At 69.5% G+C, this 24,918-nt stretch carries 27 protein-coding genes; 12 read left to right on the plus strand and 15 right to left on the minus strand.

Going from position 1 to position 24,918, the window contains the following annotated elements; all coding sequences use genetic code 11:
• Window positions 1-4: 4 nt before the first annotated feature.
• Window positions 5-511, minus strand: a complete 507-nt coding sequence (locus EFL95_RS15810) for a heme-binding beta-barrel domain-containing protein (RefSeq protein WP_123235080.1) — start codon at window positions 509-511, stop codon at window positions 5-7.
• 142 nt (window positions 512-653) lie between these two features.
• Here EFL95_RS15810 and EFL95_RS15815 point away from each other — a divergent pair, with 142 nt between their 5' ends.
• Window positions 654-1,013: a DsrE family protein gene (locus tag EFL95_RS15815; RefSeq protein WP_123235081.1), complete on the plus strand. Its 360-nt coding sequence runs from the start codon at window positions 654-656 to the stop codon at window positions 1,011-1,013.
• Window positions 1,014-1,071: 58 nt separating this feature from the next.
• Here EFL95_RS15815 and EFL95_RS15820 read toward each other — a convergent pair whose 3' ends face one another.
• Together EFL95_RS15820 and EFL95_RS15825 are read right to left on the minus strand one after the other, a co-directional pair.
• On the minus strand, window positions 1,072-1,998 hold the full coding sequence (locus EFL95_RS15820) for a DUF1707 SHOCT-like domain-containing protein (protein ID WP_123235082.1): 927 nt from the start codon (window positions 1,996-1,998) through the stop codon (window positions 1,072-1,074).
• Window positions 1,998-2,819, minus strand: a complete 822-nt coding sequence (locus EFL95_RS15825; protein ID WP_123235083.1) for a beta-keto acid cleavage family enzyme — start codon at window positions 2,817-2,819, stop codon at window positions 1,998-2,000. Before EFL95_RS15825 ends, EFL95_RS15820 begins: the two co-directional genes overlap by 1 nt.
• Window positions 2,820-2,885: 66 nt before the next feature.
• Here EFL95_RS15825 and dtd point away from each other — a divergent pair, with 66 nt between their 5' ends.
• The 3 genes from dtd (at window position 2,886) to EFL95_RS15840 (ending at window position 6,254) form a co-directional block, all read left to right on the plus strand.
• Window positions 2,886-3,314 carry a D-aminoacyl-tRNA deacylase gene (gene dtd, locus EFL95_RS15830; RefSeq protein WP_123235084.1) on the plus strand — a complete coding sequence of 143 codons (429 nt, stop codon included), beginning with the start codon at window positions 2,886-2,888 and terminating at the stop codon, window positions 3,312-3,314.
• 176 nt (window positions 3,315-3,490) lie between these two features.
• Window positions 3,491-4,864, plus strand: a complete 1,374-nt coding sequence (locus EFL95_RS15835) for a tyrosine-protein kinase domain-containing protein (RefSeq protein WP_123235085.1) — start codon at window positions 3,491-3,493, stop codon at window positions 4,862-4,864.
• A gap of 25 nt (window positions 4,865-4,889) precedes the next feature.
• The gene (locus EFL95_RS15840; RefSeq protein ID WP_123235086.1) at window positions 4,890-6,254 is read left to right on the plus strand and encodes an O-antigen ligase family protein; all 1,365 of its coding nucleotides are present in this window, start codon (window positions 4,890-4,892) and stop codon (window positions 6,252-6,254) included.
• A 1-nt stretch (window position 6,255) separates the two neighbouring features.
• Here the strand turns inward: EFL95_RS15840 and EFL95_RS15845 are convergent, their stop codons facing one another.
• The 6 genes from EFL95_RS15845 to EFL95_RS15870 form a co-directional block, all read right to left on the minus strand.
• On the minus strand, window positions 6,256-7,107 hold the full coding sequence (locus EFL95_RS15845) for an NADase-type glycan-binding domain-containing protein (RefSeq protein WP_123235087.1): 852 nt from the start codon (window positions 7,105-7,107) through the stop codon (window positions 6,256-6,258).
• Window positions 7,108-7,212: 105 nt separating this feature from the next.
• The gene (locus tag EFL95_RS15850) at window positions 7,213-7,509 is read right to left on the minus strand and encodes a DUF1416 domain-containing protein (RefSeq protein ID WP_123235088.1); all 297 of its coding nucleotides are present in this window, start codon (window positions 7,507-7,509) and stop codon (window positions 7,213-7,215) included.
• Window positions 7,509-8,357 (minus strand): sulfurtransferase, encoded by an 849-nt coding sequence (locus EFL95_RS15855; protein ID WP_123235089.1) that lies wholly within the window; start codon window positions 8,355-8,357, stop codon window positions 7,509-7,511. Before EFL95_RS15855 ends, EFL95_RS15850 begins: the two co-directional genes overlap by 1 nt.
• Window positions 8,354-8,854 (minus strand): DUF4395 domain-containing protein, encoded by a 501-nt coding sequence (locus tag EFL95_RS15860; protein WP_123235090.1) that lies wholly within the window; start codon window positions 8,852-8,854, stop codon window positions 8,354-8,356. The genes EFL95_RS15855 and EFL95_RS15860 overlap by 4 nt, the downstream gene beginning before the upstream one ends.
• Before the next feature lie 274 nt (window positions 8,855-9,128).
• Window positions 9,129-10,319 (minus strand): glycosyltransferase family 4 protein, encoded by a 1,191-nt coding sequence (locus tag EFL95_RS15865; protein WP_123235091.1) that lies wholly within the window; start codon window positions 10,317-10,319, stop codon window positions 9,129-9,131.
• A gap of 23 nt (window positions 10,320-10,342) precedes the next feature.
• Entirely contained in the window at window positions 10,343-11,320 is a 978-nt protein-coding gene (locus tag EFL95_RS15870; protein WP_123235092.1) for an NAD-dependent epimerase/dehydratase family protein, read from the minus strand.
• 165 nt (window positions 11,321-11,485) lie between these two features.
• Here EFL95_RS15870 and gmd point away from each other — a divergent pair, with 165 nt between their 5' ends.
• From gmd to EFL95_RS15885, 3 genes are all read left to right on the plus strand, one after another.
• A complete protein-coding gene (gmd, locus tag EFL95_RS15875) occupies window positions 11,486-12,463 on the plus strand; it encodes a GDP-mannose 4,6-dehydratase (protein WP_123235093.1) in 978 nt (325 codons plus the stop codon).
• Between the two features lie 18 nt (window positions 12,464-12,481).
• Window positions 12,482-13,285 (plus strand): SGNH/GDSL hydrolase family protein, encoded by an 804-nt coding sequence (locus EFL95_RS15880; protein ID WP_123235094.1) that lies wholly within the window; start codon window positions 12,482-12,484, stop codon window positions 13,283-13,285.
• 62 nt (window positions 13,286-13,347) lie between these two features.
• A complete protein-coding gene (locus tag EFL95_RS15885; RefSeq protein WP_123235095.1) occupies window positions 13,348-14,154 on the plus strand; it encodes an SGNH/GDSL hydrolase family protein in 807 nt (268 codons plus the stop codon).
• Window positions 14,155-14,172: 18 nt separating this feature from the next.
• On the opposite strand, the gene EFL95_RS15890 is transcribed toward EFL95_RS15885, so the two are convergent.
• Together EFL95_RS15890 and EFL95_RS15895 are read right to left on the minus strand one after the other, a co-directional pair.
• Window positions 14,173-15,174 carry a class I SAM-dependent methyltransferase gene (locus EFL95_RS15890; RefSeq protein WP_183407215.1) on the minus strand — a complete coding sequence of 334 codons (1,002 nt, stop codon included), beginning with the start codon at window positions 15,172-15,174 and terminating at the stop codon, window positions 14,173-14,175.
• Between the two features lie 180 nt (window positions 15,175-15,354).
• Window positions 15,355-16,059, minus strand: coding sequence for an FkbM family methyltransferase (locus EFL95_RS15895; RefSeq protein WP_123235097.1), 705 nt, complete (start codon window positions 16,057-16,059; stop codon window positions 15,355-15,357).
• A 96-nt stretch (window positions 16,060-16,155) separates the two neighbouring features.
• On the opposite strand from EFL95_RS15895, the gene EFL95_RS15900 reads away from it, so the two are divergent.
• Window positions 16,156-17,514 (plus strand): lipopolysaccharide biosynthesis protein, encoded by a 1,359-nt coding sequence (locus EFL95_RS15900; RefSeq protein WP_183407216.1) that lies wholly within the window; start codon window positions 16,156-16,158, stop codon window positions 17,512-17,514.
• Here EFL95_RS15900 and fabG read toward each other — a convergent pair.
• The 3 genes from fabG to EFL95_RS15915 form a co-directional block, all read right to left on the minus strand.
• The gene (fabG, locus tag EFL95_RS15905) at window positions 17,504-18,244 is read right to left on the minus strand and encodes a 3-oxoacyl-ACP reductase FabG (protein ID WP_123235099.1); all 741 of its coding nucleotides are present in this window, start codon (window positions 18,242-18,244) and stop codon (window positions 17,504-17,506) included. The two genes, EFL95_RS15900 and fabG, sit on opposite strands and share 11 nt — an antisense overlap.
• On the minus strand, window positions 18,244-18,486 hold the full coding sequence (locus EFL95_RS15910; protein ID WP_123235100.1) for an acyl carrier protein: 243 nt from the start codon (window positions 18,484-18,486) through the stop codon (window positions 18,244-18,246). The genes fabG and EFL95_RS15910 overlap by 1 nt, the downstream gene beginning before the upstream one ends.
• 100 nt (window positions 18,487-18,586) lie before the next feature.
• A complete protein-coding gene (locus EFL95_RS15915; RefSeq protein WP_246004998.1) occupies window positions 18,587-18,889 on the minus strand; it encodes a MoaD/ThiS family protein in 303 nt (100 codons plus the stop codon).
• A gap of 40 nt (window positions 18,890-18,929) precedes the next feature.
• On the opposite strand from EFL95_RS15915, the gene EFL95_RS15920 reads away from it, so the two are divergent.
• Window positions 18,930-19,646 (plus strand): response regulator transcription factor, encoded by a 717-nt coding sequence (locus tag EFL95_RS15920; protein ID WP_123235102.1) that lies wholly within the window; start codon window positions 18,930-18,932, stop codon window positions 19,644-19,646.
• Window positions 19,643-20,551, plus strand: a complete 909-nt coding sequence (gene mshD / locus EFL95_RS15925; protein ID WP_123235103.1) for a mycothiol synthase — start codon at window positions 19,643-19,645, stop codon at window positions 20,549-20,551. The genes EFL95_RS15920 and mshD overlap by 4 nt, the downstream gene beginning before the upstream one ends.
• A gap of 112 nt (window positions 20,552-20,663) precedes the next feature.
• Here the strand turns inward: mshD and EFL95_RS15930 are convergent, their stop codons facing one another.
• Window positions 20,664-21,716: an alpha/beta hydrolase gene (locus tag EFL95_RS15930; RefSeq protein ID WP_123235104.1), complete on the minus strand. Its 1,053-nt coding sequence runs from the start codon at window positions 21,714-21,716 to the stop codon at window positions 20,664-20,666.
• A gap of 51 nt (window positions 21,717-21,767) precedes the next feature.
• Here EFL95_RS15930 and EFL95_RS15935 point away from each other — a divergent pair, with 51 nt between their 5' ends.
• Both EFL95_RS15935 and EFL95_RS15940 read left to right on the plus strand, forming a co-directional pair.
• The gene (locus EFL95_RS15935; protein WP_123235105.1) at window positions 21,768-23,939 is read left to right on the plus strand and encodes an RNA degradosome polyphosphate kinase; all 2,172 of its coding nucleotides are present in this window, start codon (window positions 21,768-21,770) and stop codon (window positions 23,937-23,939) included.
• 31 nt (window positions 23,940-23,970) lie between these two features.
• Window positions 23,971-24,909 carry a sulfotransferase family 2 domain-containing protein gene (locus tag EFL95_RS15940; protein WP_123235106.1) on the plus strand — a complete coding sequence of 313 codons (939 nt, stop codon included), beginning with the start codon at window positions 23,971-23,973 and terminating at the stop codon, window positions 24,907-24,909.
• The last annotated feature ends 9 nt before the right edge of the window (window positions 24,910-24,918 follow it).

Consider the following 24,918-nt stretch of genomic DNA (forward strand, 5'->3'; position numbering starts at 1 on the left):
GTCGTCAACGCTCCTGGCGCACCAGCTGGGCATGGGTGTGCGGCTGGAGCTCCTTGCCCATGGCCGCCATGTCGAAGGCGTAGAGCAGGTCTCCGTTGACGTAGCCGTAGAGGCGCTTGCCGCCGGCGTACTCCTTGGCGGTGGCCGTGCGTGCGACCGCGTCGGTGACGATCTCGAAGCGCGGGGCCTCGGGGTCGACCGCTCCGTGCCAGATCTCGACGAACCCGGTGTTGTGGGTCATCACGACCTCGAGGGTGCCGTCCTCCTGAGGCCGGATGAATCCGGTCTCCTGAGCGGCCTCGCGCACGTGGTTGCCCTCCGCGTCGGCGATCCAGGAGCGGCTCATGAAGTGGATGAAGGGCCGACCGTCCTGCTGGAAGATGATCTCCTGGCCGAACTGGAAGTCCTCGATGCCCTCGTACTCGCCGTGGCCGTTGCCGGCCCAGGTGCCGATCAGCCAGGCCAGCCGCGCGCAGTTCGGGTGGATGTTGTCGGGGATCTGGAACGGCAAGGTCAGTCGTCTCCGGGGCTTCGGTCGGTCAGGGTGCGGGCCTGCCGGATCATGGCCAGCGCCCACAGCCCGACTCCAGCCAGGACAGCGGCCATCACCACGACGAAGAAGGCTTCCACGGCCACCAGCATAGGGTTGCCGCATGCGATCCCTGGTCATCAAGTGCACTGCTGGCGCCGACGATCCGGAACGGTGCAACCAGGCGTTCACCGTTGCCACCGCGGCGATCGCCTCCGGTGCGCGGGTGACGCTGTGGCTCACCGGTGAGGCTGCGTGGTTCGGCGTCCCGGGTCGAGCCGAGGACTTCGACCTGCCGCTGGCCGGATCACTGGCCGATGCACGCGACCTGGTGATCGAGGAGGGCGAGCTGATCGTCTGCTCGCAGTGCGCCGCGCGGCGCGAGATCGGTGAGGGTGACCTGGTGCCGGGGGCACGGATCGCCGGAGCCGTGGCGTTCGCCGAGTCGGTACTTCAGGACGGGGTTCAGGCGCTCGTCTACTGAGCGCGTTCGTCACCGGGTTTCGACAAGCTCAACCAGCACAGCGCGGGTTTCGACAAGCTCAACCAGCAAAGGGATAGGCGCGCTCGACCTTGCCGTCCAATCGGGTGGCCAGGTAGCCGGCCTCGCCGTACTGGTTCGTCAGGTAGATGTTCACGTTCGGCGCCGGGTCGAACTGCGGCCGGTAGTCGATGGTGACGTAGTTCTGGGTCGCGTTCTGAACGTGGAGCACCCGCTTGGCCCGCGCGACGTTGCTCATCATCGCCGCCACGTCGAGCTTCTTGAGGTCGATGACGGCCGAGCCCGGGAAGTTCGCGGTGGTCCCGCCGAAGTCGGTGAAGCCGCTGGCCTGCCGGTAGACCCAGCCGGAGTGGCGCTTGCCGCCGGCGACCGGGACCTGGACCACCACGTAGTCGCCGTAGAAGGTGGCGCTCACGGTTCGGGTCGTGCCGAACCGCTGCCGGTAGGTGGCGATGAAGGTCCGCACCCCGTCTGCCGAGAGCGAGTACGCCGTCGGCGGCTTGCCACCGGTCGACGGCGCGGTGGTGTCCGTGGTGTCGGTGGTCGGGGACACCGAGGCGGTGAACGGGACCGGATCGTTGAGCGGAGTCGCGGCCTGAGGGTCGCCTGACGAGACGAACACCAGCAGACCCGCGGCGCCGACGATCACGAGCACGACGGCCGCGATCACCGGCGCCAACCACCTGCGGGTGGGTTTGACCGCCGCGGCTGCGATGGTGGCGGCTGGCGTCGCGTACGAGGCGGTGCCGGTGGAGACCGGGGCGGGCGCCGGGGCGATCGAGGACTCGAGCTGGTCGAGGTCCCGCACGATCAGTCCGAGCTCGCCCATGCTCTGCGCGGAATCGACGTTGCGCAGCCGGATGTCCCCGTCGGCCGTGCTGATCCGCCCGTCGGCGACGGCGCGCTTGATCCGGTCGCGCAGCGGACTCCGGTCGCTGTCCTTCGGCGTCCGGCTGTGGTCGTCCATCACGCCATCCCCAGCAGGACCCGGGCCTCGGCGCCGGTCATCGGCGTGCGCTGGGCGAGCCGTCCCATCTCGACGGCCCGGCTGACCAGCTCCTCGTTGTGCTGGACCGGTACGCCGCGGGCGAGGGTGAGCACGTCCTCCATGCCGACGCGCAGATGGCCGCCCTTGCTCAGGCTGGCCAGCCCGACCGCGAGCGTGCTGCGCCCGATCCCGGTGGCCGACCAGCTGGTCGTGGCGGCCGGGAGAGCGGCCACCGCAGCGACCAGTGCGTCCGCGGTGCCGGGCATGCCGCCGGGGACGCCCATCACCAGGTCGACGTGCACCTTGCCGCCGTACGGGAGGCCGTAGGAGTCGAGCAGCCGGTGCAGCGCGGCGACCTGGCCGAGGTCGAAGAGCTCGAACTCGGGGACGACCTCCCGCTCCTGGCTGAGCTGGTAGAGGTCGCACACGAACGGCCACGGGTTCAGGAAGACGTCGTCACCGAAGTTGGTGGTACCCATCGTGAGGCTGCAGGAGTCGGGCTGGGCGTCGAGGACGGCGAGACGGTCCTCCAGCGGGTCGTGCACCGATCCGCCGGTCGAGAGCTGGACGACGAGACCGGTGCCCTCCTTCAGCGCGGCGACCGTCTCGGCCAGCCGAGCCGGCTCCAGCGTCGGGGCGTGGTCGTCGTCGCGGATGTGGACGTGCACCATCGCCGCGCCGGCCGCCTCGCAGCGCTGGGCGGTCTCCACGAGCTCGGCCAGGGTCGTCGGCAGCTGCGGGCAGTCCGCCTTGGTGGTCTCCGCTCCCGTCGGCGCGACCGTGATCAACAGGTCTCCCATGGGCTGAGTCCACCACGAAACGTCACCGGGTTTCGACAAGCTCAACCAGCGCAATAGCCTCGGCCCATGCGCGCGGTCCTCCAGCGAGCCAGCCGGGCCTCGGTCGTCGTGGACGGCGAGGTCGTCGGCGAGCTCACCGGCCCCGGCCTGGTGGTCCTGGTGGGCATCACCCACGACGACGGTCCCGAGCAGGTCAGCTGGATGGCCCGCAAGATCCGGGACCTGCGGATGCTCCGGGACGAGCGCTCGGTGGCCGACGAGGGTGCCCCCGTGCTCGTGATCAGCCAGTTCACGCTCTACGGCGATGCCCGGAAGGGCCGCCGGCCGACCTGGAGCGCGGCAGCCCCCGGCGAGATCTCCGAGCCGCTGTACGAGGCGCTCTGCGGCGAGCTGGAAGACCTGGGAACTCACGTGGAGCGCGGGGTCTTCGGAGCCCAGATGGAGGTGAGCCTGGTCAACGACGGGCCCTTCACGCTCACGCTCGAGACTCCCTGACCCCGGCGGGGGCGAATTTCCTGGGTGAACCTGTGCATTTTGGGTGGACCCATGCCATTTGACCGGCATGATCGTTGTTGTCTCGGCCCCCCACGTAGTGCCGTCACGTTTACGAGACGCGTGCCTACTAGACTCCGGGGGTCGAGTGCCACTGCCTTCGAGCCAGAAAGTTCAGCGTGGATTTCAAGGAACTGCTGCGTATCGTGCAGCGCCGTTGGCTGACCATCGTCGTCTTCTTCCTCCTCGGGCTCCTCGGTGGCGGTGCGCTGACGTACTTCCAGACGCCGCAGTACGAGTCGACCTCGAAGGTGTTCATCGCCGCCGACTCCTCGAGCGGTGACAGCAACGCGCAGGACCCGATCTTCGCGAGCTACTTCGCCCAGCAGCGGGTTCAGTCCTACGCCCAGCTGGCGACGAGCCGCGAGCTCCTCCAGCGGGTGATCTCGGCGACCAACCTGAACCTCACCCCGGCCCAGCTGTCCTCGAAGATCAGCTCCTCGGTCGACGTGAACACGGTGATCATCCAGCTCAAGGTCAGCGACGAGAGCCCCGCCCAGGCGCAGAAGATCGCCAAGGCCGAGTCCGAGGCGTTCACGAGCTACCTGACCGAGCTGGAGACCTCGCCGGTCAAGGCCACGATCGTCGACCCGGCCTCGTACAACCCGGCCCAGGTGAGCCCGAAGCCGGCGCTGAACCTGGTCATCGCGGGTGTGCTCGGCCTGATTCTCGGTGCCGGTATGGCGCTGCTCCGCGACCTGCTCGACAACACCGTCAGCTCGGCCAGCGACGTCGAGAACACCATCGACGCCCCGGTGCTGTCCTCGGTCGCCTACGACGCCGACGTGCCGAAGCACCCGCTGCTCACCGAGGTCGGCAGCCACTCGACCCGCGTCGAGGCGTTCCGGCTGCTGCGGACCAACCTCCAGTTCCTCGACCTGGATGCCCGGCCCCGCGCACTGGTCATCACCAGCGCCGTGCCGAGCGAGGGCAAGACCTCGACCGCGACCAACCTCGCGATCGCGCTCGCCCAGACCGGCCTGCGGGTGCTGCTCGTCGACGGCGACCTCCGCCGACCGAAGGTGGCCAGTGTGCTCGGCCTGGAGCGCTCGGTCGGTATGACGACGGTGCTCGTCGGCCGCAGTGAGCTTCAGGACAGCATCCAGAAGCACACCGACTCCGGCATCTACTTCCTGGCCAGCGGCCCCATCCCGCCGAATCCGACCGAGGTCCTGCAGTCGCGTGCGGCCCAGGAGCTCTTCGACCGGGTCAGCCAGATGTTCGACATGGTCATCATCGACGGCCCGCCGCTGCTGCCCGTCTCCGACGCCGCGATCATGGCGCGCGACGTGGACGGCGCGATCCTGGTGGTCCGCCACGGCAAGACCACCAAGGAGCAGCTCAAGCAGGCCGCGCTGCGCCTCAACCAGGTCGACGCCAACCTGCTCGGTGTCATGGTCAACATGACCCCGAAGCGCGGCGGCAAGGGTTCGGGCTACGGCTACGGGTACGGCTACGCGTACGGCTACGGCCCGGAGAAGCACAAGTCGTGACCCTGGCCGCCGCTCGGGTCGTCCGATGAAGGGGCCCATCGCCACTTTCGTCGGCCTCGGCGTGCTGCTGATGCTGCTGATCGTCGGACTGACTCCGAACTCGCTCATCGCTGCGATCGCCGCGGTGATCCTGGCCGTCGGACTGACCGCCCTGGTCGGGTTCGGGCCGGAGAAGATGGGCATCGGCCTGATGGTGCTCGGCATGGCGCTGGCACCGCTGAACGCGCTCAGCATCACCGGCAACGTGACGTTCTCCGACCTGTGCTTCGTGCTCGGTTTCGGCCTGCTGCTGCCGCGGATGCTGGCCCGCGGCCGTCCGAAGCTGCCGCCGCTCTACCTGATCGGCGTCACGATCCTCTTCGTCGGCGGCATCGTCTCCAGCCTGCTCGTCCCGGGCGTGCTGGCCAGCCTCGGCGGCTTCCTGCGCGTGGTCGCAGCCGCGGTGATCCTGGTCTTCATCATGAACGTGGTGCACCCGTCGGTGAAGCTGGTGGACGCGTTCGCCTGGGCCTACGTCGGTGGCCAGATCATCAGCACCCTCTACTCGGTGGCCAAGGGTGCCGCCGGCACCGCACAGGGCCGCGCGATCGGTCTCACCACGCAGCCGAACTTCTACGGCCTCGGCGGTCAGCTCGCCTACGCGCTGCTGATCTACCTGTTCTACCGGGTGAACCCGAAGCACCGCTGGATCGTGATCGGGGCGATGGTGCCGGTCGGCTACTCGGTCCTCAACAGCGGCAGCCGGGCGAGCCTGCTCTGCTGCGCCATCGTTACGATCGTGTGGCCGATCGTCGAGCGCTCCGCGATGACCTGGTACGTCGTCATCTCCGGCGCGTTCCTCGCCGCGATCGGCGGTGAGGTCGCGCTGCGGGCCCTGGGGCAGACCACCACGCTGGACCGCCTGACCGGCAACATCTCGGCGCAGTACTCCGACCAGGCGCGCGAGCAGCTGCTCAACGACGGCTTCGACCTGTTCTGGAAGCATCCGATCCAGGGCAACGGCTGGGCGACGGTGCTGCTGTACCACAACGCCTACCTCGAGGTCGCGGTCGCCGGTGGCGTGCTCACCCTCGTCGGCTTCGTCCTGATCATCGCCTCGCTGATCAAGCCGCTGTTCCAGAACGGACCGCCGAACCGGCTCGCCTACGCGGGCCTCTCGTACGCCGCGTTCGGCATGATCGGGCCGACGCTCTACGACCGCATCGTCTGGGCGGTTCTCTGCCTGATCCTGGTCACCTACGACCAGCATCCCGACGAGGTCGAGCCGGAACCTGAGCCGGAACCGGTGGCGAAGCGCTCCCTCCGCGGGCCGCGGCGCGGGTTCGACCTGCGCGGCGACGCGCTGCCGACCACGCTGGACGGCGAGCCGGTCAACCGGCCGACTGCCTGACCTACTCGGCGGCGAAGACCTGGAGCTCGCTGATCGCGGTGGTGTTCCGCGATCCTCGGTCGACCGCCAGGATCTCGAGCGTCACCTCACCGGTGGCGGTCCTCGGTACGCGCATCAGCTGGATCTTGCGGTCGGTCTTGCTCGGGTCCAGCTTCTGCTCGATCACGGTGCCGTCGGCGAGCGTCCAGCGGACCTTGGTGATCCGGTTGTTCTCGGCGTACCGGTCCGCGCCACTCTTGGCGTCCGTCTTCGCGTAGCCGGGGATCAGGCCGACCTGGCCGACCTGCGTGTCCGCAGGCAGCGTGATCGTGAGCTTGGTGCCGGTCGCCTCGCCGTCGCAGCGCCAGGCGGTGCTCGGGTCCCCGTCGACGGTGTTGGCGGCCTCGTAGTCGACGGTCTTGCCGGCCGAGTCGACGCCGGGGGCGGACGTGCAGGTGGCCGTGACCGCGTTGATGGCGACGGGGGTCACCGCGCCGGTCCAGGCCTTCGTGCTGGGCTTCTTGGTCGGGGAAGGCTTCTTCGACGGCGTCGGCTTCTTGGTCGGCGTGGTCTGCCCGGTCGGCGGCACCTTGGTCGTCGGAGCCGTCACCCCGACGGTGTCGGTGCTGGTGTCGTCCGAGGAGAGCATCTTGCCGAGCACGAAAGCGCACAGCACCAGCACCAGCGCGCCGCCGATCGCGGCCGGGACCAGCCAGGCGGGTCGCTCGGCCGGTTCGCGCTCGACGACCGAGGTGGCCATCAGCTCGTCGGCGAGGTCGCCGTCCGCCAGGGCGCGCTCGTAGGCGTCGCGGTAGACGTCCGCGTACTCCTGGGGAACCTCCGGCGGGGTGCCCGGCTCATCGATGCCCGACATGTCGCGTGAGCCTACCCAAACGTCCTCACCGGCGCGGAAGCACCCGGAAAAGCCGTTCGGCCCGCCACCACCGGGTGACGGGCCGAACGAGCTGGTCGAGGTGCGTCAGATGTTGATCTCGACCTCGGCGACACTGCCCTTGGCAGCGGTCACCGCGGTGTCGATCGGCTCGGCCTGCGGCGCGAGCGTCCGCAGCGTCCAGTCGCCCTCGCCGGCGAAGAACCGGAAGTGACCGCTCGCCGAGGTCGGGACCTCGGCGGTGAACTCACCGGTGCGGTCCAGCAGCCGCACGTACGCGGTACCGACCGGCTCGCCGCCCTTGAGCACCTGGCCCTGGATCACGGCCTCCTTGTTGATGTCGACACCGTCGAGCGGCAGACCGCCCTTGACCGCGCCGCACATCAGGCGTCACCAGGCTCGTCGCCGAGCGCGACCGGGACGCCGACCAGCGAGCCGTACTCGGTCCAGGAGCCGTCGTAGTTCTTGACGTTGTCCTGGCCCAGCAGCTCCTTGAGGACGAACCAGGTGTGGCTCGAGCGCTCGCCGATGCGGCAGTAGGCGATGGTGTCCTTGTTCCAGTCGACGCCGGCCTCGGTGTAGATCTCGCGCAGCTCGTCGTCGCTGCGGAAGGTGCCGTCGTCGTTGGCCGCCTTGCTCCACGGAACGCTGGCAGCGGTCGGGATGTGACCCGCGCGCTGCGCCTGCTCCTGCGGCAGGTGGGCCGGGGCGAGCAGCCGACCGGCGTACTCGTCGGGGCTGCGCACGTCGACCAGGTTCTGGGTGCCGATGGCGGCGACGACCTCGTCGCGGAACGCCCGGATGGCGCCGTCCTGCTCACTCGCGGTGTAGGAGGTGGCCTCCAGCTTGACCGGCTCGTCGGTCAGCTCGCGGGCGTCCAGCTCCCACTTCTTGCGGCCGCCGTCGAGCAGCTTGACGTCCTGGTGGCCGTACAGCTTGAAGTACCAGTACGCGTACGCCGCGAACCAGTTGTTGTTGCCGCCGTACAGCACGACGGTGTGGTCGTTGCTGACGCCCTTCTCGGACAGCAGGGCCTCGAACTGGGCCTTGTTGACGAAGTCGCGACGCACCTGGTCCTGCAGGTCGGTGGTCCAGTCGAGCTTGATGGCACCGCGGATGTGGCTGCGGTCGTAGGCGGAGGTGTCCTCGTCGACCTCGACCAGGACGATCGACGGGTCGTCGAGGCGCTCCTGGACCCAGTCGGCGGAGACGAGAGAGGTTTCGCGGCTCATGCGGCTACTTCTTCCTTGTTCGATTCATTGGTGGTGGGGTTGGTGCTGTTGGTGCGTGCGCTGGACGGGCGGGCCCGCACCAGCAGCAGGTAGAGCTCGCAGCCCAGGCAGAAGCCGAAGACTGCGTTGAGGACTGCCGCCGCCAGCGCGAAGCCGGAGGCGATCTGACCGAGGAGCGTGGCCCCGGTCAGGTAGCCGGCGAGCGCCACCAGCGAGAAGCCGAGACCGACGGTCTGGGCGAAGCGCGGCGGCTGCGGGTCCTCGAGGTGGTCCGGCGCGGACAGCCGCGGACGGACCAGCTTCTTGAACACGTACGCCGTCGGGGTGAACTGCACGCCCCGGGCGGCGCCGATCGCGAAGAACACGGTCTGGATCGCGAGCAGCACGATCCCGGCCGTCGCCGGCGCCGTGAGCAGCACGACGGCGAAGACGACCAGGGTCACGCTCGCGGTGAACCGAGGTCCTCGCGGGTCGATCTGGGTTGAGCTCGCGCTCATGGTTCCTCCCCAGGAGGGTCGAAGATGTCCAGGACGTAGGCGTCGGAACGGGACGTGGGAGTGCATCGCGGGGTCGCACCGGCGACCGGGTCACACGAGGCTGGAGCGTCCCGTCAGGACATTCGACACAGCGACGAGCGCACGCGGCAGTGGTCCACTGCGCGGCGCTTGGTCAGCATGGTCGAGAACACGGAAGGAAGCCTAGGGGGCTTTGCTACCCACCGGAAACGATCATCTCGGAATATGGGACTTGCGTCCACGAAGTGAGACCGGGTCAGCGGGCCACGCGGGTGAGGATCTCCTCGAAGCGGTCCGCGCAGCCCTCCAGGGCGAACTCCCGCTCGGCCAGCGCCCGTGACTGCTTGCCCAACCGGGCCTGCTCCTCGTCGTCGGCGAGCACCTTCAGGATCCACTCGGCCGCGGCCGGCAGCGAGCCCTCGTTGGGCGGCAGCACGCAGCCGTCGACCGCGTTGACCAGCTGCGAGGCCAGGTTCTCAGCGGGCATCAGGCCGAGCACCGGCCGCCCGGCGCAGAGGTAGGACAGCGTCTTGGAGGGGACCGAGAACGCGCCGGCGTCCTGCTCGAGGAGCACGACCAGCACGTCGCCGCTGCCGAGCACCTCGGGAAGCCGCTCGTAGGGCTGGAACGGCAGCAGCGTCAGCGGCACGTCGAGGCGATCCGCCTCGGCGCGCAGCACCTCCTCGGCCGGGCCCTGGTTGACCACCACGAGCCGGACCGGGGTGCCGCCGTCGCGCACCGCGGCCGCCAGACCGACGAGCAGCGCCGGGTTGTGCTTCAGGCCGAGCGTGCCGGAGTAGAGCAGCGTGCGGACGTCGTCCAGCCCCTGCTCGTGCGACCAGCTGTTGGTCCGGGTGACCGGGTAGATCTCCTCCAGGGGCGCCCAGTTCGGGATCACCGAGGTCTTGGCGGCGGTGCCCCACTCCTGGTGCACCGCGTAGAAGGAGTCGGCGATGACCACGATCGCCGCCGCCCGCCGCGAGCACCACTTCTCGCCCAGCCCGATCGCCTTGCCGGCGTACACGAAGGCCTTGGAGAGCTTGTTGCCGGCGAAGGAGGAGATCGCCACCGCCTGGATGTCCTGGTGCCAGAGCACCCACGGGATCCGGCGCAGCGCCAGGTAGGCCACCACGATCATCAGCGAGGGGATCGGGGTGTTCGCGAACATCACCACGTCGGGCCGCTCGCGGCGGACCTGGCGGATCAGCTGGAAGCCGAAGCCGGCCTCCTGGAACAGCCGACGCGCGAAGTCGGTCTTCGCGATCGAGCTGTTCTCACCGATCGCCGAGAACCGCAGCGACTCCCCCGGCTCAGCGGTCAGGTGACCCTTCCCGGACGTGTATGCCGCGCAGTAGGAGTGCACGACGTCGTGACCGCGCCGGGACAGCTCCCGGCTCAGCTCGACCTGGAACGGGTGCCCGGCGTAGTCGTGGGCGAGCAGTCGCATGTGTGGGGTCAGCAGCTTCTGGATCAGCCCAGCGAGCGCTTGACCTCGTCGTACACCCAGGCGTAGGTCTTCGCGAGGCCGTCGGCCAGGGTGATCGACGGCGCCCAGCCGTAGATCTCCTTGATCAGGGTGTTGTCCGAGTTGCGACCGCGCACGCCCTGCGGGGCGTCCAGCTTGTAGTTGCGCGTGGTCTTGATCCCGGCAATGCCCTCGACGATGTCCACGAGCTGGTTGATGCTGACCAGCTCGTCGCTGCCCAGGTTGACCGGCTCGTTGCTGTCGCCGGCCAGGATCATCTGGGATCCCTTGACGCAGTCGTCGATGTACATGAACGAGCGGGTCTGCTCGCCGTCGCCCCAGATCTCGATGTTGTGGTCACCGGTGATCGCAGCGGTCGCGACCTTGCGGCAGACAGCGGCGGGCGCCTTCTCGCGGCCGCCGGTCCAGGTGCCGTTCGGGCCGTAGACGTTGTGGTAGCGCGCCATCCGGGTGGTCAGACCGAAGTCCTCCTCGAAGTGGCGGCACATCCGCTCGGTGAAGAGCTTCTCCCAGCCGTAGCCGTCCTCGGGCATCGCCGGGTAGGCGTCGGCCTCGACGAGCGCGGTCACGTTGGTGTCGGTCTGCTTGCCGGCGGCGTACACGCAGGCGGAGGAGGAGAAGAAGAGGCGCTCGACGTTCTGGTCGCGCGCGGCCTCGAGCAGGTGCGTGCTGGTCAGCACCGTGAGCATGCACAGCGCCTTGTTGTTCTCGATGAAGCCCATGCCGCCCATGTCGGCAGCCAGCAGGAAGACCTCCTTGGCCCCGGCCGTCGCGGACTGCGCGTTGTCGAGCTTGGACAGGTCGGAGACGACGTTCTCGACGCCCTCGTGGACCTGGTACCACTCGTCCATCGGCTTCACGTCGACCGAGCGGACCGTCTTGCCCTGCGCGACGAGGTCGGCGACCAGGTGGCCTCCGATGAACCCGCCACCACCGGCAACCAGCACATCGACATTGCTCACGGGGATCCTCCACAAGAAATTGGTCAGGGCACGCGCCCAGAACGCGCGCTGAGGCGGAACCTATCGGTCCGGCACTTAACTCTAGGTGGGGGGCCGGTCTAGCGCAGCAGATTCGGGCAACGCGTGACCACCCGCCGGAAGGCCCCCGCTAGGCTGCGCCACACCATGAAGCGCGCATTCATCACCGGCATCACCGGCCAGGACGGCTCCTACCTCGCCGAGCTCCTGCTGGGCAAGGGCTACGAGGTGCACGGGCTGGTCCGGCGGTCCTCCTCGATGAACCGCGGGCGGATCGACCACCTGCACACCGACCAGACCCTGCACCTGCACTACGGCGACCTCACCGACGGGGTGGGCCTGGTCAACCTGATCCGCGACATCCGCCCCGACGAGGTCTACAACCTGGGCGCGCAGAGCCACGTGAAGGTCTCCTTCGAGATGCCGGACTACACGGCCTCGACGAACTCGATCGGCACCCTGAACCTGCTCGAGGCGATCCGCGCGGCCGGGCTGGACTGCCGCTTCTACCAGGCCTCGACCTCGGAGATGTTCGGCTCGACGCCGCCTCCGCAGAACGAGGAGTCCAAGTTCCACCCGCGCTCGCCGTACGGGGCCTCGAAGCTGCAGGCGCACTGGGTGACGGTGAACTACCGCGAGGCCTACGGCCTGTACGCCGTCTCCGGGATCCTGTTCAACCACGAGTCCCCGCGCCGCGGTGAGAACTTCGTGACCCGCAAGATCACCAAGGCCGTCGCCGCCATCTCGGCCGGCATCCAGGACCACGTCGAGCTCGGCAACCTGGAGGCGATCCGGGACTGGGGCTACGCGCCCGAGTACGTCGAGGGAATGTGGCGGATGCTGCAGGTCGACGAGCCGGGCGACTACGTGCTGGCCACCGGCGTCGGGCACACGGTCCGCGACTTCTGCGAGGCGGCCTTCGCGCACGCCGACCTGGACTGGCGCGACTACGTGCAGCACAACGACAGCTTCGAGCGACCCAGCGAGGTGGACGCGCTGATCGGTGACGCCTCCCGCGCCGCCGAGGTGCTGGACTGGCGTGCGCAGACGACCGCGCTGGACCTGGCCCGGCTGATGGTCGATGCCGACCGCAAGGACGTCGACCGCCTGCTGCACAGCGACTAGAGGACCGAAGGGGGACTCGTGACCGACGCACTGCCGCACCCGATCCGGGTCCTGGTGAAGGGCTCGTCGCTGGTCGTCATGGTCCCCGACTGGAACGGCGAGCCGGGTGAGTACACGTTCCCGCGCTGGATCCAGAACGGCCTGCTGGACCGCGGCCGCCCCTGCGAGCTGGACAACAAGGGCGTCGCCGGCGAGCTGACCCGGTCCGCGCTCGGCGACTGGGAGGACCAGGTGATGGCGACGTCGCCGGACGTCGCGGTCTTCGGCTACGGCTACTACGAGTGCATCCACGGGCTGCTGCCGCACTGGCTGGAACGGCAGGTCAACACCTTCAACGGCCGCACCGGGCCGTTCCGGACGCGCTTCCGCGGGTGGGTGCTGCGACCGACCTGGAAGCTGCTGGCGCAGGTCCAGCGGGTGCTCGACCGGCACGTCGCCGACCGGCTGTTCCGCCGTCGCGCCCGCCGGATCGTCCACGACTACGAGCTGCTCATCCAGCGCACCCGGACCGTGGCGCCGGCCAGTCCGCAGGTCTTCGTGCTCGCGCTGCTCGGGCCGGGCGGCAAGGCCGGGGACTGGTTCCCCGGGATGCAGGCGCGCATCGACCTGATGAACACCGCGCTGGCCGCGATGGTCGCGACGTTCGACAGCCCCGGCGTGCGGCTGGTGCCAGTGCCCGAGCTCGCCGAGCAGCTCGGCGGCGAGGACCCGGTGCCCGACGGCTTCCACTACTCGCCGCGGATGCGGCGCCTCATCGGCGACTGGATCGCGGGCGAGATCGACACCGCGATTCCCGCCTCAGGCGGACCCGCGCGCGGATAAAGTTGGGCGAAGTGCCCGTCGACCGACGAACCGCCGATCGATCCTCCAGGAGTGACCACCTGATGTCCGTGCCGCAGCCGCTGCCGATCCGAGTCCTGGTGAAGGGCGCGTCCTTGACGCACGACATCTCCGCGCGGCCGCAGCTGCGCGAGGACTTCACCTTCAGCCGGGTCATCGAGGAGCAGCTGCTCGCCGCCGGGCACGGCGCCGTGGTGTGGGCGCCGGCGGTCGCCAGCTCGAAGACGTCGCACCTCTTCAAGAATTGGGAGGAGCAGGTCAAGGCCTGGTCCCCGGACGTCGTGATCACGAATGCCGGCTACTTCGAGCCGCTGCACCTGTTCCTGCCGCGCTGGCTGGAACGGCACGCCAACTCGCTGAAGGCTCGCCCGGGGCCGGTGCGCGGGCTCTACCGCCACTACCTGCTGCGCCCGGTCTGGAAGAGCCTGGCGCGGTTGCAGCGCCAGGTGGACCGACGGGTCGGGGCTCGCTTCTTCGGCCGGACCGTACGTCGCGCCCACGCCGACCTGGTCGCCTACATCGATCGCACCCGGCTCGTCGGGCAGCCGCTGGTCATGGTCTTCGAGTTCCTCGGGCCGGGCGCCCGCGGCCGGGACTGGTTCCCGGGGATGGAAGCCCGGGTCGAGATGATGAACGTGATGATCCGGCAGATGGTGGCCGACTACGACGACCCGGAGATCGTGCTCGTGCGCCTCCCGGACATCGTCGAGCGGCACCTGCCGCCGGGCACCGAGCCGAACAACGACGGGTTCCACTTCAACCCGGACGTGCACCGGTTCATCGGCGAGGAGATCGCCGACGAGATCCGGTCGTGGGCCAAGCAGTACCCGCGGCTCGCGCCGCGCGACTGATCCTTCGAGGTTCGCGGGTCAGCGGGTGCGCTGCAGCCAGAGCGAGGACGGCGGGTTGGGGTCCTGCTCCAGCGGCGTGTAGTCGTCGAAGTTCTCGACCAGGAACTGCTCGTCGTAGTGCCGCACCATCGGCGTCGAGAGCAGGATCTCGAAGGCGTCGTTGAAGGCCAGGAACGTCTGCACGATCATCGCCTCGTTCCAGTACACCGGCGGACGCTCGCCGAAGATCCAGCTGGACGCGGGGAACGGGGTGTTGAACGGGAACGGCACGTCGTGGATGTGCACGAAGACACCGGGCTTCACCCGCGGCAGCACCTCGAGGAACAGGTACGCGACGTCGCTGTCGATCTTCAACGCGTGCGAGGAGTCGATGAACAGCACGTCACCGGCACCGAGCTCCTCGAACTTCTCGACCGGGACGTCCTGGACGACGCTCTCGACGAGCTCGAAGCCGTCGAGGGTCCGCAGGGCGTCGTACGGGTAGGGCTCGATGCAGGTGATCGAGAGCGGGCGGCCGTCCTCGGCGTTCTTCGCCGCGGCCAGGCTCGCGTAGTAGGTCGAGAGACCGGAGCCGACCTCGAGGTAGCGGCGCGGCTTGTGCTCGCGCAGCGTGTAGTAGAGGGTCCGGGCGTCGAAGGCCGGGTAGCCGGGGCCGAAGCCCTTGGCCGCGTTCGCCGCGTGGGACGGGGCGACGCTGCGGAACTCGGCCTCCCAGTTCTCCGCGAGCTCGCCGAGGTTCTTCTCCAGCGCGTTCACGTTGATGTTCAGCCCGGCCAGCTCGCTGGGCTTCTCCCAGCGCTCGCGGGTGGCCTCGATCTCGGCGAGGACCGGCAGCGTGGAGTAGTAGTCCTTGCGGCCGACCACGTTCTGGCCGAAGAGCCCGAAGAACCAGTGCGTGAACCGGATCCGGTTCCGTCGCAGCGAGAACACGAACCCGTCGAGCAGCTCGACCAGGGTCGATGGCAGCACCTTGGCCGCTCGCTGCTTCAGACTGACCTGCGCGGGTGCAGTCGTAGACATCCGAGAAAGCTCCCTCATCCCCCGAAGATGTGGACATTCCCCCGTCCAGCACACCGATCCCCCGCGGTGCTGTGCACGGCTCCCCCGCCATGCGAGACCAGACGATACCGGATCGATATGTCCGGAAGGTCGCCGGGAGACGAATTCCCGTCCCTGGTCTACAAAAACAGTGTTACTGGACTACAAGCGGAAGAAAACGCCGTCCGCCTGGAGCATCTGACCGGACGCCGCGGCCCAGCCCTGCTCGACGCTGACCATCTGGAAGCCGGCCGCGTACGCCGTGGACACGGCCTCGTCGATCAGCATGCCGCCGGAGTACAGCGGGACGAAGGAGAGCTCGAGCTGGATCCCCTGGCAGCGCTTGAGGGTCTCCTGCGCGCCGGCCAGCACCTCCTTCTCGAAACCCTGGGCGTCGATCTTCAGGAAGATCTTGCTGTCCGGGGTGGCGATCTCGTCGATCAGGTCGTCGAGGCGGGCGACCGTGACGGTCTGCTGGCCGACGTAGCCGACGCTCGGCTCGGCCTCGGTGTGCGCGGACTCCATCGGCAGCAGCGAGCTGGAGTCGCTGTTCGACGCGATGTTGATGACGGCCTCGCCCGGCTCGCTGCCCAGCGCGACCTGGCGCGCGGACCACGCGGCGTCCCCGGCGATCGCCTTCGACAGCTCGGCGTAGGCGGAGTCGAGCGGCTCGAACGAGACGATCTTCCCGGCGTACCCGAACTTGCGGACCTGCTCGCCGTAACCGCCGTGCGCCGCACCGACGTCGATCACCAGGTCGATGCCGTGCTGGGCGAACATCGCCGCCCGTCGGACGGCCGGGTGCCGGCGCACCTCGTAGCCGCGCCCGTACAGGAACATCAGCGCCTTGTGGGTCAGCGACGACAAGCTCGGGGCTCCTTCTGCGAACGGCGTACGGGCGCGGACAGTCTGGCATGTGCGTTCGTCGTCCGAGCACGAACGGTCGAACGTATGCTGCTCTGCGTGCCCGAGCCCGACACCACCGCCGCGCCCGCGGCCGACGCGGCTCCGGCGCCGGAACGGCCCAAGCAGGCCGGCGGCGCCATCACCGGGCTCGCGGTCGTCGGCGCCTCGATCCTGACCCAGCTGCTCTCCACCGTGAACGCGGTGCTCGCCTCCCGGATGCTCGGCGTGGAGGGCCGCGGCCAGGTCGTGCTGGTCACCTCGCTGGCGATGATGGCCTCGCAGCTGACCCTCGGCGGCGGTCTGCCGAACGCGATCACCAAGCTGCTCGCCGACAAGGGCTACACCGCGCGCGACGGCCTCGGGCACCTGCTGCCCCGGCTGGTGACGATCTCGGTCGTGCCCTCGGCGCTCGCGGCCGGCTACCTGCTCTTCCTCGAGCGCCACTCCGACGGCGGCACCAAGTACGCCCTGGCCGTCGCGCTCGCGCTGATGGCGCTGCAGACCATGGGCCTGCGGGTGCTGATCGGCTCGATGCTCGGCGAGGGCACCCCGCTGCTGTCGTTCGCGATGACCAACCTGGCACCGCAGGCGGTGACAACCCTCGCGTTCGTGGTCGCCTTCGGGGTGGGCGCGGACCTCGACGCCGTGGAGACGCTGGCGCTGATCATCGGCAGCGCGCTGCTGACCTCGTTGGTCCGGCTGCTCGCCCTGCGCAAGCCGACCCACGACCCGACCCACCGCCTCGACGGCCACGAGCTCTGGGACCTGACGAAGAAGACCCACATCGGCAGCGTCGGCCCCATCGACGGTCTCTCCATCGACCGCACCCTGGTCGGATCGCTGCTCGGCAACGCCCAGCTCGGCCTGTACTCGGCTGCGTTCTCGCTGGCCAGCCTGACCAACATCCTCGGCGGCAGCCTGGCGATGGTCGCCCTGCCGCGGATCGCCGTGGTGCAGAACGACCCGCCGCGCGAGCGCCTGGTGGTGCGCGGCTGGATCGTGCTCTCGGCCGCGATCATCGTGGTCGCCGTGGTCGGCCTGGAGCTGATCGCGGCGCCGACGATCCGGATCGCGTTCGGCGAGGAGTTCACCGGGGCGACCGAGTGCGCCCGGTGGCTGATCGCGGCCGGCGGGCTGCTGAGCTTCCGGCGGGTGCTGATCGCGATCCTGCAGGGCCGCGGGCACGGCGGCTGGGCGTCCTGGATCGAGGTCGCGCTGACCCCGTTCGTGGTGCTCGGCGTCTGGTGGGCCTCGCACATCAACAGCCTGGTCGCCGCCGGCATCACGATGGCAGCGGTCGGCGTGATCAGCTGCCTGACGCTCTGGGTGGGCGCGTACCGGTCACGCCCGGGTGGCGGTCACCACGGCGACGAACCCACCGACGAGACCGCGCTGGAGACGCCGGTTACGACGTGAGGCCGCCGTCGACCACGATCACCTGACCGGTCAGGTAGGTGTTCGCCGGGTCGGTGAGGAACTGGCAGACCCGCGCGATGTCCTCCGGGTCGCCCAGCCGGCCGGCCGGCGTGCGGCGCACGATCTGGTTCAGCTGGTCGGCGTCCAGGCCGTGGCTCATCTCGGTCTTCAGGTAGCCCGGCGCCACGCCGTTGACGACGATGCCGCGCGATCCGAGCTCACGGGCGAGCGCGCGGGTCATCCCGTCCAGCGCCGCCTTGGTGGCGCTGTAGGTGGCCAGGCCGCGGTAGCCGGACAGGCCGACGATCGAGGAGATGTTGACGATGTGGCCGCTGCGCTTGACCAGCATCTTCCGGCCGACGGCGCGGGTCACGTAGAGCGTGCCCTTGATGTTCAGGTCGACGACGGTGTCGATGTCCTCGTCGGAGAACTGGCTGTGGATGCCGTCGCGGGCGACACCGGCGTTGTTGATGAGGACGTCGACGCGTCCCCACTTCTCCACGACCGCCTTCACGAAGGCGTCCGCGTCCTCGACCTTGGCGAGGTCAGCTGCGCCCCACAGGAAGCGGTCGGCCGTCGCCGGGTCCGACTGCCAGGCCTCGACCTCGGGAGTGATCGACCGGGCGCAGGTGGCGACCAGGTCACCGCTCTCCAGGTAGGACCGGACGATCCCGGCGCCGAGCCCCCGGCTCCCGCCGGTGACGATGACGACGCGCGGCTCGCGACCCATCAGGACGCGGCTGCCGCGTCGTAGAACGCGATGACGTCGCCGACGGTCTCCGGCATCTCGTCGGCATCGAACGGGCTCGAGCCCAGCTCGTCCTCGAGGACCGCGGAGAGCTCGGCGGCGTCCAGGGAGTCCAGGCCGATGCCGTCGGCGTACAGGTTCAGGTCGGGGGTCAGGGACTCCGGCATCTTCTCGACGCGGTTCAGGAAGTCGGACAGGACCTGCTCGACGGAGACGGTGCTCATGGACTCAGCTCTCTGGTTCACCAGGGGGTCGGGGTAACGGCGTGACGATAGCCGACTCCGCACCGGTGCCGGGGTCGGTTCCAGAAGTCAGCCGCCGGGCTCAGCCTCCCGCGAAGGGCGGCAGGAACTCCACCGACTCCCCCGGCTCGACCAGCACCGTCGCGGGGTCGGCGCTCGCCACCGGTCGGTCCCCGATCAGCACCGAGCAGCTGTCCAGCACCCGGCGCAGCCGCTCCGAGTCGCCGTGCCGGGCGAGCGCGTCGGCCACCAGGACCGCCAACGTGACGGGGCCGTCGACCGGCACCAGCTCCTCGGTGAGCCCGGTCGCCTCCCGGGCTGCGGCCCAGAAGCGCAGGGTGACCTGTCCGCGGACTGGCTGATCCTGCGCAGACGAGGTGCTCACGTTCGATATCCTTCCGCATCGGCCGACGGAGGAGGTGCGCATGAGCGTCCTGCTGCTGCTGACGAGCGCGCTGCAGCCGTCCGCCGAGGTCCTTCCCGGGCTGGCCCTGCTGCCGCACCAGGTGAAGATCCTGCCCGCCGAGGGCAGCGCGCTGCTCGAGGCGCCGTCGTCCGACCTGGTCCTCATCGACGGGCGCCGCGACCTCGCGCACGCCCGCGACCTCTGCCGGCTGATCCGGACCACCGGGTCCGACCAGCCGGTGCTGCTGGTGGTCACCGAGGGCGGACTGGCCGTCGTGGCCGCGGACTGGGGCATCGACGACGTGCTGCTGGTCAGCGCCGGACCCGCGGAGATCGACGCCCGGATCCGCCTCGCACTGGGCCGCATGGATGCCTCCCGGGACGGCAACGACCCCGAGGCGCACATCATCCGCGGCGGCGAGGTCGTCGTCGACGAGGCCACCTACACCGCGAAGCTGGGCCGCCGCACGCTCGACCTGACCTTCAAGGAGTTCGAGCTCCTCAAGTACCTCGTGCAGCACCCGGGCCGGGTCTTCACCCGCGAGCAGCTGCTCCAGGAGGTGTGGGGTTACGACTACTTCGGCGGTACGCGTACCGTCGACGTGCACGTCCGGCGGCTGCGCGCCAAGCTCGGGCCCGAGAACGAGTCGCTGATCGGGACCGTGCGCAACGTCGGTTACCGGTTCGTGCTGCCCCCCAAGGACAAGGCCCGCGAGCGCGAGGACGTGCAAGCTTGAGCATCAACCGGATCGACCCTGACACCTTCTTCGACGATCAGGGCGGCAGCGCCCCGGCTGACGAGGTCCGGCGGATCGCGGAGGCGTGCGACGTCGCCGACGGCGTGATCACCCTTAACGAGCAGGCCTGCCTGCAGCTGAAGTACCGCGGCCTGCGCGACGCTGCGCTGTGGCTGGGCGACGACGGTTTCGCCCTGCTGCACGGGCAGATCCTGGACATCGCGGTGCACCCGATGGCTCGCAACCGCGGCACCGGCAGCGAGCTCGCCCGGCTGGCACTGGCCGAGGCGGCGTCGACGGTCGGCAAGATCGAGGCCTGGTCGCACGGTGACCACCCCTCGGCCGGCCGGATCGCGTCCAAGCTCGGGATCCACAAGGAGCGCGAGCTGCGGATCATGGCGCGTCCGACCAGCGAGCCCGTCGTCCCGATCGACCCGCCTGCCGGCGTGAAGATCCGGTCGTTCACGCCGGCCGACGAAACCGGTGTTCTCGAGGTCAACGCCGCCGCCTTCTCGCACCACCCCGAGCAGGGCCACATGACCCACGAGGACTTCCTCGAGCGGAGCAAGGAGGCCTGGTTCGACGCCGACGGGCTGTTCCTGGCCGTGCCGGACGACGAGGACCCGGCGAACCCGGAGATCCTCGGTTTCCACTGGACCAAGGTCCACCTCGACGAGAACCCGCCGTACGGCGAGGTCTACGTGGTCGCCACCAACCCCAAGGCCGTCGGCCGGGGTCTGGGCAGCGTGCTCACCAACGTCGGCCTCAGCCACCTGGCGACCAAGGGCGTCGGCGAGGTGATCCTGTACGTCGACGGCGACAACGCTCCGGCGATCGCGGTCTACGAGCGGCAGGGGTTCACCACGGTGCGGACCGAGGTCCAGTACCGCGGCGCCGTCGGGTGAACGACGACGAGCGGGAACGCCGGCTGAAGCTGCTGGTCTTCGGCGGGGTGGCCGTCGCCCTGCTGCTGATGGTCGTCGTGTTCGTGGTGGTCGGGAACCTCGCCGGCTGAGGTCAGCCGATGGCGGCCTTGAGCCGGTCGGCGATGTCGAGCGCGTTGGCCCGGCACTCCCGACCCGCACCGACGATGTTGAAGAACCCGTGGATCATCGCCGGGTAGCGCTTCAGCTCGACCTGGACGCCGTGCTCGGCGAGCAGCCGCGCGTAGGCCTCACCCTCGTCACGCAGCGGGTCGAACCCGGCGGTGGCCACGAACGCCGGCGCCAGTCCGGGCGGGAACTCGGTGCGGAGCAGCACCGAGGCCAGCGGGTGGGTGTCCTGGGCCGCGTCCGGGAGGTACCAGCGGTGCAGCTTGTCCATGCCGGGCTTCTCCAGGAAGAAGCCGCCGCCGTCGAAGAGCTCGCGGCTCCGCGAACGGTTCACGAAGTCGGTCACCGGATAGATCAACAGCTGGAACGCCATCGGCAGACCGGCCTCCGCCGCCTGGAGGGCCGTGCTCGCCGAGAGGTTGCCGCCGGCCGAGTCGCCGCCCACCGCGAGCCGCGTCGTGTCCGCGTTGATGCTGTCGGCGTTCTTCACCAGCCACTGGTACGCCGCGAAGCAGTCGTCGACCGCGGCCGGGAACGGGTGCTCGGGCGCGAGCCGGTACTCGACCGAGAGCACCTGCACGCCGGACTCCTCGGCCAGCACCCGGCAGGCGCCGTCGTGGCTGTCGATCGCGCCCAACCCGTGCCCGCCACCGTGGATGAACAGCAGCGTCGGCACCTGGTCGTCGCGCAGGCGCGCGGTCGGGATGAACAGCCGGGCCGCGATCGGTCCGTCGCCGCCGTCGACGGTCAGGTCGCGCACTGCGCCGATCGGCTGCTTGCCGCCGACCATCCCGCCCTGGGTGATCACCTGCTCGCGGTTGGCCTGCAGGTCGGGCAGCATCCCGAGACCGGGCTGCTTGGTCAGCGCCTGCAGCTTCAGCATCATCTGGGTCTCGGCGGCCAGCGTCTGGCCGTCGATCACCACCGGGCGACGCAGCAGCGCGCGCTGGACGCGCTCGGGCAGCCCGAGGGCGGCACGGAGGACGAGCGTTTCGAAGGCGATCTGCGCTGACGACATAGGGGGAAACTACTTCACTCCGAGTTCACCTGCTGCTGTCAGACTGCCCCCATGAGCACCGACACCTTCCCGGCCGACGCGAGCGAGGGACCCCTGGAGTCCACGCTTCGGGTGGTGGCGCCCTTCGACGTCGACCCGCCGTACGAGGCCGAGATCGACGATCTCGACACCGCGGGCTTCGAGGACCGCTTCCTGGACCGCGAGCTGTCCTGGCTGCGCTTCAACCAGCGGGTGCTCGAGCTGGCCGAGAACCCTGAGGTCCCGCTGCTCGAGCGGGCCCGCTTCCTGGCGATCTTCACCAGCAACCTCGACGAGTTCTTCATGGTCCGGGTCGCCGGCCTCAAGCGCCGCATCGCCGCGGGCGTCGCAGTGCGCTCCGCCTCCGGCCTGATGCCCAAGGAGGTCATGGCGCAGATCTGGACCGAGGCGGCCCAGCTGATGGCCCGTCAGGCGCAGGTCTTCCGGGACCAGCTGATCCCGGCGCTGGCCGAGGAGGGCATCCAGCTCGTGCGCTGGGAGGACCTGGACCGCGAGGAGCAGCGGCTCTGCAAGAAGCTCTTCAAGGAGCGCATCTTCCCGGTGCTGACGCCGCTGGCCGTCGACCCGGCGCACCCCTTCCCCTACATCTCCGGCCTGTCCCTGAACCTGGCCGTGCTCGTCGCCAACCCCAAGACCGGCAAGGAGCACTTCGCCCGGGTCAAGGTGCCGCAGAGCCTCACCCGGTTCATCTCCCTGGGCAACCAGCGCTTCGTGCCGCTGGAGGACGTGATCGGCGAGCACCTGCGCCGGCTGTTCCCCGGCATGGACGTGCGCGCGGTGCACACCTTCCGGGTCACCCGCAACGAGGACCTGGAGGTCGAGGAGGACGACGCCGAGAACCTGCTCAAGGCGCTGGAGAAGGAGCTCCTGCGCCGACGCTTCGGACCGCCGGTGCGGCTCGAGGTCGAGGAGAGCATCGACGAGCGGGTCCTGAACCTGCTGGTCTCCGAGCTCGGCGTCCGCGAGGACGAGGTCGTCCGGCTGCCCGGGCCGCTGGACCTGCGCGGCCTGCACAGCATCGCCGACCTGGACCGCCAGGACCTGCGCTTCGAGGCGTTCCTGCCCAGCACGCACCGGCTGCTCGCCCCGGTGGAGTCGGCCTCGCCGGTCGACGTGTTCAAGGCGGTCAGCCGCTCGGACGTGCTGCTGCACCACCCCTACGACTCGTTCAGCACCTCGGTGCAGCGGTTCATCGAGCAGGCCGCGGCCGACCCGCACGTGCTCGCGATCAAGCAGACGCTGTACCGGACCTCCGGCGATTCCCCGATCATCGACGCCCTGGTCGACGCGGCCGAGGCCGGCAAGCAGGTGCTGGTGATCGTCGAGATCAAGGCGCGCTTCGACGAGCAGGCCAACATCCGCTGGGCCCGCAAGCTCGAGCAGGCCGGCTGCCACGTCGTCTACGGCCTGGTCGGTCTGAAGACGCACTGCAAGCTGGCGATGGTGGTCCGCGAGGAGCCGGACGGCATCCGCCGCTACACCCACATCGGCACCGGCAACTACAACCCGAAGACCGCCCGCATGTACGAGGACTTCGGCCTGCTGACCACCGACGAGGCGATCGGCGAGGACATCGCCCACCTGTTCAACAACCTCTCGGGCTGGTCGCGCAACGCCGAGTACGACCAGATCATGGTGGCCCCGGACTCGGTCCGCTCCGGCCTCATCGACCGGATCCGTGCCGAGATCGCCCACCACCAGGCCGGCCTGCCGGCACGGGTGCGCATCAAGGCGAACTCCGTCGTCGACGAGGCCGTCATCGACGAGCTCTACCGGGCCTCGCGCGCCGGCGTACCGGTCGACCTGCTGATCCGCGGGATCTGCGCCGCCCGGCCCGGCGTACCGGGTCTGAGCGAGACCATGCGGGTGCGCTCGGTGCTCGGACGGTTCCTGGAGCACAGCCGGATCTACTGGTTCGAGAACGGCGGCGAGCCGCAGGCCTGGATCGGCTCGGCCGACATGATGCACCGCAACCTGGACCGCCGCGTCGAGGTGCTGGTGAAGCTGCCCAGCGCCGACCTGTCCGACGAGGTCGGCGCCGTGCTCGACCTCGCGTTCGACCCCGGGACGTCGGCCTGGGAGCTCGGACCCGACGGGACCTGGGCGCAGACCAAGCCGGTCGGCGACGAGCCGCTCGCCAACCTGCAGGACACCCTGGTCGCCGCCCACCACCGCCGACGCTGACCGACCGCCGGCCAGTTGTAGGGTCGCCCGCATGCGTACGTACGGACCGGGCAACCCCCTGGTGTTCAGCCACATCCCGAAGACGGCCGGAACCTCGCTCACCGCGGCGCTCTACGACGCGCTCAAGCCCGAGGTCTTCGTGCAGGGCATGGACACCTCGCTGGCCGGCGGCTTCGACGACTTCGAGGACTTCAGCCAGGTCGCCCGCGACATGATGTACCTGACGCCCGAGGAGCTGCCGGCGGACGCGACGCTGGTCGCCGGGCACATCGGCCCGTTCACCACGATGACCCGCTACCCGGGCGCCGACCACATCACGTTCCTGCGCAACCCGCGTTCGCGGATCCTGTCGCAGTGGATGCACAGCCGTGCGGTCACCGAGTTCGACATCCGGCACTTCGGCTCCGGCGCCGAGAACTTCCGGGTCGGCTGGAAGCCGCTGGTGCAGTACCTCCAGGAACCGCTGGTGGCCACCAACACCGACAACACCATCGCCCGCTTCCTGGCGTGGCCGCACCCGCTGATGCCTGCCGACGGGTACATCGACCCGGCCCACGACGAGGAGATCACCGCGGCCGCGCTCGCCCGGCTGGACGCGATGGCCCACGTCGACGTGATGGAGAACCCGGCGTTCGTCAGCGGCGTCGCCGCCTGGCTGGGCACCGAGCTGTCGGACACCCGGCTCAACGAACGCACCTTCATCCCCCGGCGGATGCGCCCCGACTTCGGCCCCGAGCTGGCCGCGGCCGAGGAGCTGCTCGCGCAGCGGACCCGGATCGACGAGGCGCTGTGGCGTCACGTCGCGCAGAAGGTGCTCCCGGACGCCGACCTGGACGCGGTGCTGGCCCAGGGCCTGGAGCAGGCGGTGGGCCGGTACGTCGAGTCGTTCAAGAACACCCCACCGACGGGTCGCCCGATCCGCCGGGTGGTGGCGTTCGGCTACAACACGCTCAAGCGCGTCACCGGCTGACCGTTTCGC

Source organism: Nocardioides marmorisolisilvae, assembly GCF_003725775.1.
Classification (GTDB): Bacteria; Actinomycetota; Actinomycetes; order Propionibacteriales; family Nocardioidaceae; genus Marmoricola; species Marmoricola marmorisolisilvae.

Excerpts from the sequence above, each read along its gene's own strand:
- EFL95_RS15815 (WP_123235081.1), top strand. The coding sequence starts at position 654 with ATGCGATCCCTGGTCATCAAGTGCACTGCTGGCGCCGACGATCCGGAA.
- EFL95_RS15820 (WP_123235082.1), bottom strand. The coding sequence starts at position 1,998 with ATGGACGACCACAGCCGGACGCCGAAGGACAGCGACCGGAGTCCGCTG.
- EFL95_RS15825 (WP_123235083.1), bottom strand. The coding sequence starts at position 2,819 with ATGGGAGACCTGTTGATCACGGTCGCGCCGACGGGAGCGGAGACCACC.
- dtd (WP_123235084.1), top strand. The coding sequence starts at position 2,886 with ATGCGCGCGGTCCTCCAGCGAGCCAGCCGGGCCTCGGTCGTCGTGGAC.
- EFL95_RS15840 (WP_123235086.1), top strand. The coding sequence starts at position 4,890 with ATGAAGGGGCCCATCGCCACTTTCGTCGGCCTCGGCGTGCTGCTGATG.
- EFL95_RS15845 (WP_123235087.1), bottom strand. The coding sequence starts at position 7,107 with ATGTCGGGCATCGATGAGCCGGGCACCCCGCCGGAGGTTCCCCAGGAG.
- EFL95_RS15850 (WP_123235088.1), bottom strand. The coding sequence starts at position 7,509 with ATGTGCGGCGCGGTCAAGGGCGGTCTGCCGCTCGACGGTGTCGACATC.
- EFL95_RS15855 (WP_123235089.1), bottom strand. The coding sequence starts at position 8,357 with ATGAGCCGCGAAACCTCTCTCGTCTCCGCCGACTGGGTCCAGGAGCGC.
- EFL95_RS15860 (WP_123235090.1), bottom strand. The coding sequence starts at position 8,854 with ATGAGCGCGAGCTCAACCCAGATCGACCCGCGAGGACCTCGGTTCACC.
- EFL95_RS15865 (WP_123235091.1), bottom strand. The coding sequence starts at position 10,319 with ATGCGACTGCTCGCCCACGACTACGCCGGGCACCCGTTCCAGGTCGAG.
- gmd (WP_123235093.1), top strand. The coding sequence starts at position 11,486 with ATGAAGCGCGCATTCATCACCGGCATCACCGGCCAGGACGGCTCCTAC.
- EFL95_RS15885 (WP_123235095.1), top strand. The coding sequence starts at position 13,348 with ATGTCCGTGCCGCAGCCGCTGCCGATCCGAGTCCTGGTGAAGGGCGCG.
- EFL95_RS15890 (WP_183407215.1), bottom strand. The coding sequence starts at position 15,174 with ATGTCTACGACTGCACCCGCGCAGGTCAGTCTGAAGCAGCGAGCGGCC.
- fabG (WP_123235099.1), bottom strand. The coding sequence starts at position 18,244 with ATGGGTCGCGAGCCGCGCGTCGTCATCGTCACCGGCGGGAGCCGGGGG.
- EFL95_RS15910 (WP_123235100.1), bottom strand. The coding sequence starts at position 18,486 with ATGAGCACCGTCTCCGTCGAGCAGGTCCTGTCCGACTTCCTGAACCGC.
- EFL95_RS15920 (WP_123235102.1), top strand. The coding sequence starts at position 18,930 with ATGAGCGTCCTGCTGCTGCTGACGAGCGCGCTGCAGCCGTCCGCCGAG.
- EFL95_RS15930 (WP_123235104.1), bottom strand. The coding sequence starts at position 21,716 with ATGTCGTCAGCGCAGATCGCCTTCGAAACGCTCGTCCTCCGTGCCGCC.
- EFL95_RS15935 (WP_123235105.1), top strand. The coding sequence starts at position 21,768 with ATGAGCACCGACACCTTCCCGGCCGACGCGAGCGAGGGACCCCTGGAG.
- EFL95_RS15940 (WP_123235106.1), top strand. The coding sequence starts at position 23,971 with ATGCGTACGTACGGACCGGGCAACCCCCTGGTGTTCAGCCACATCCCG.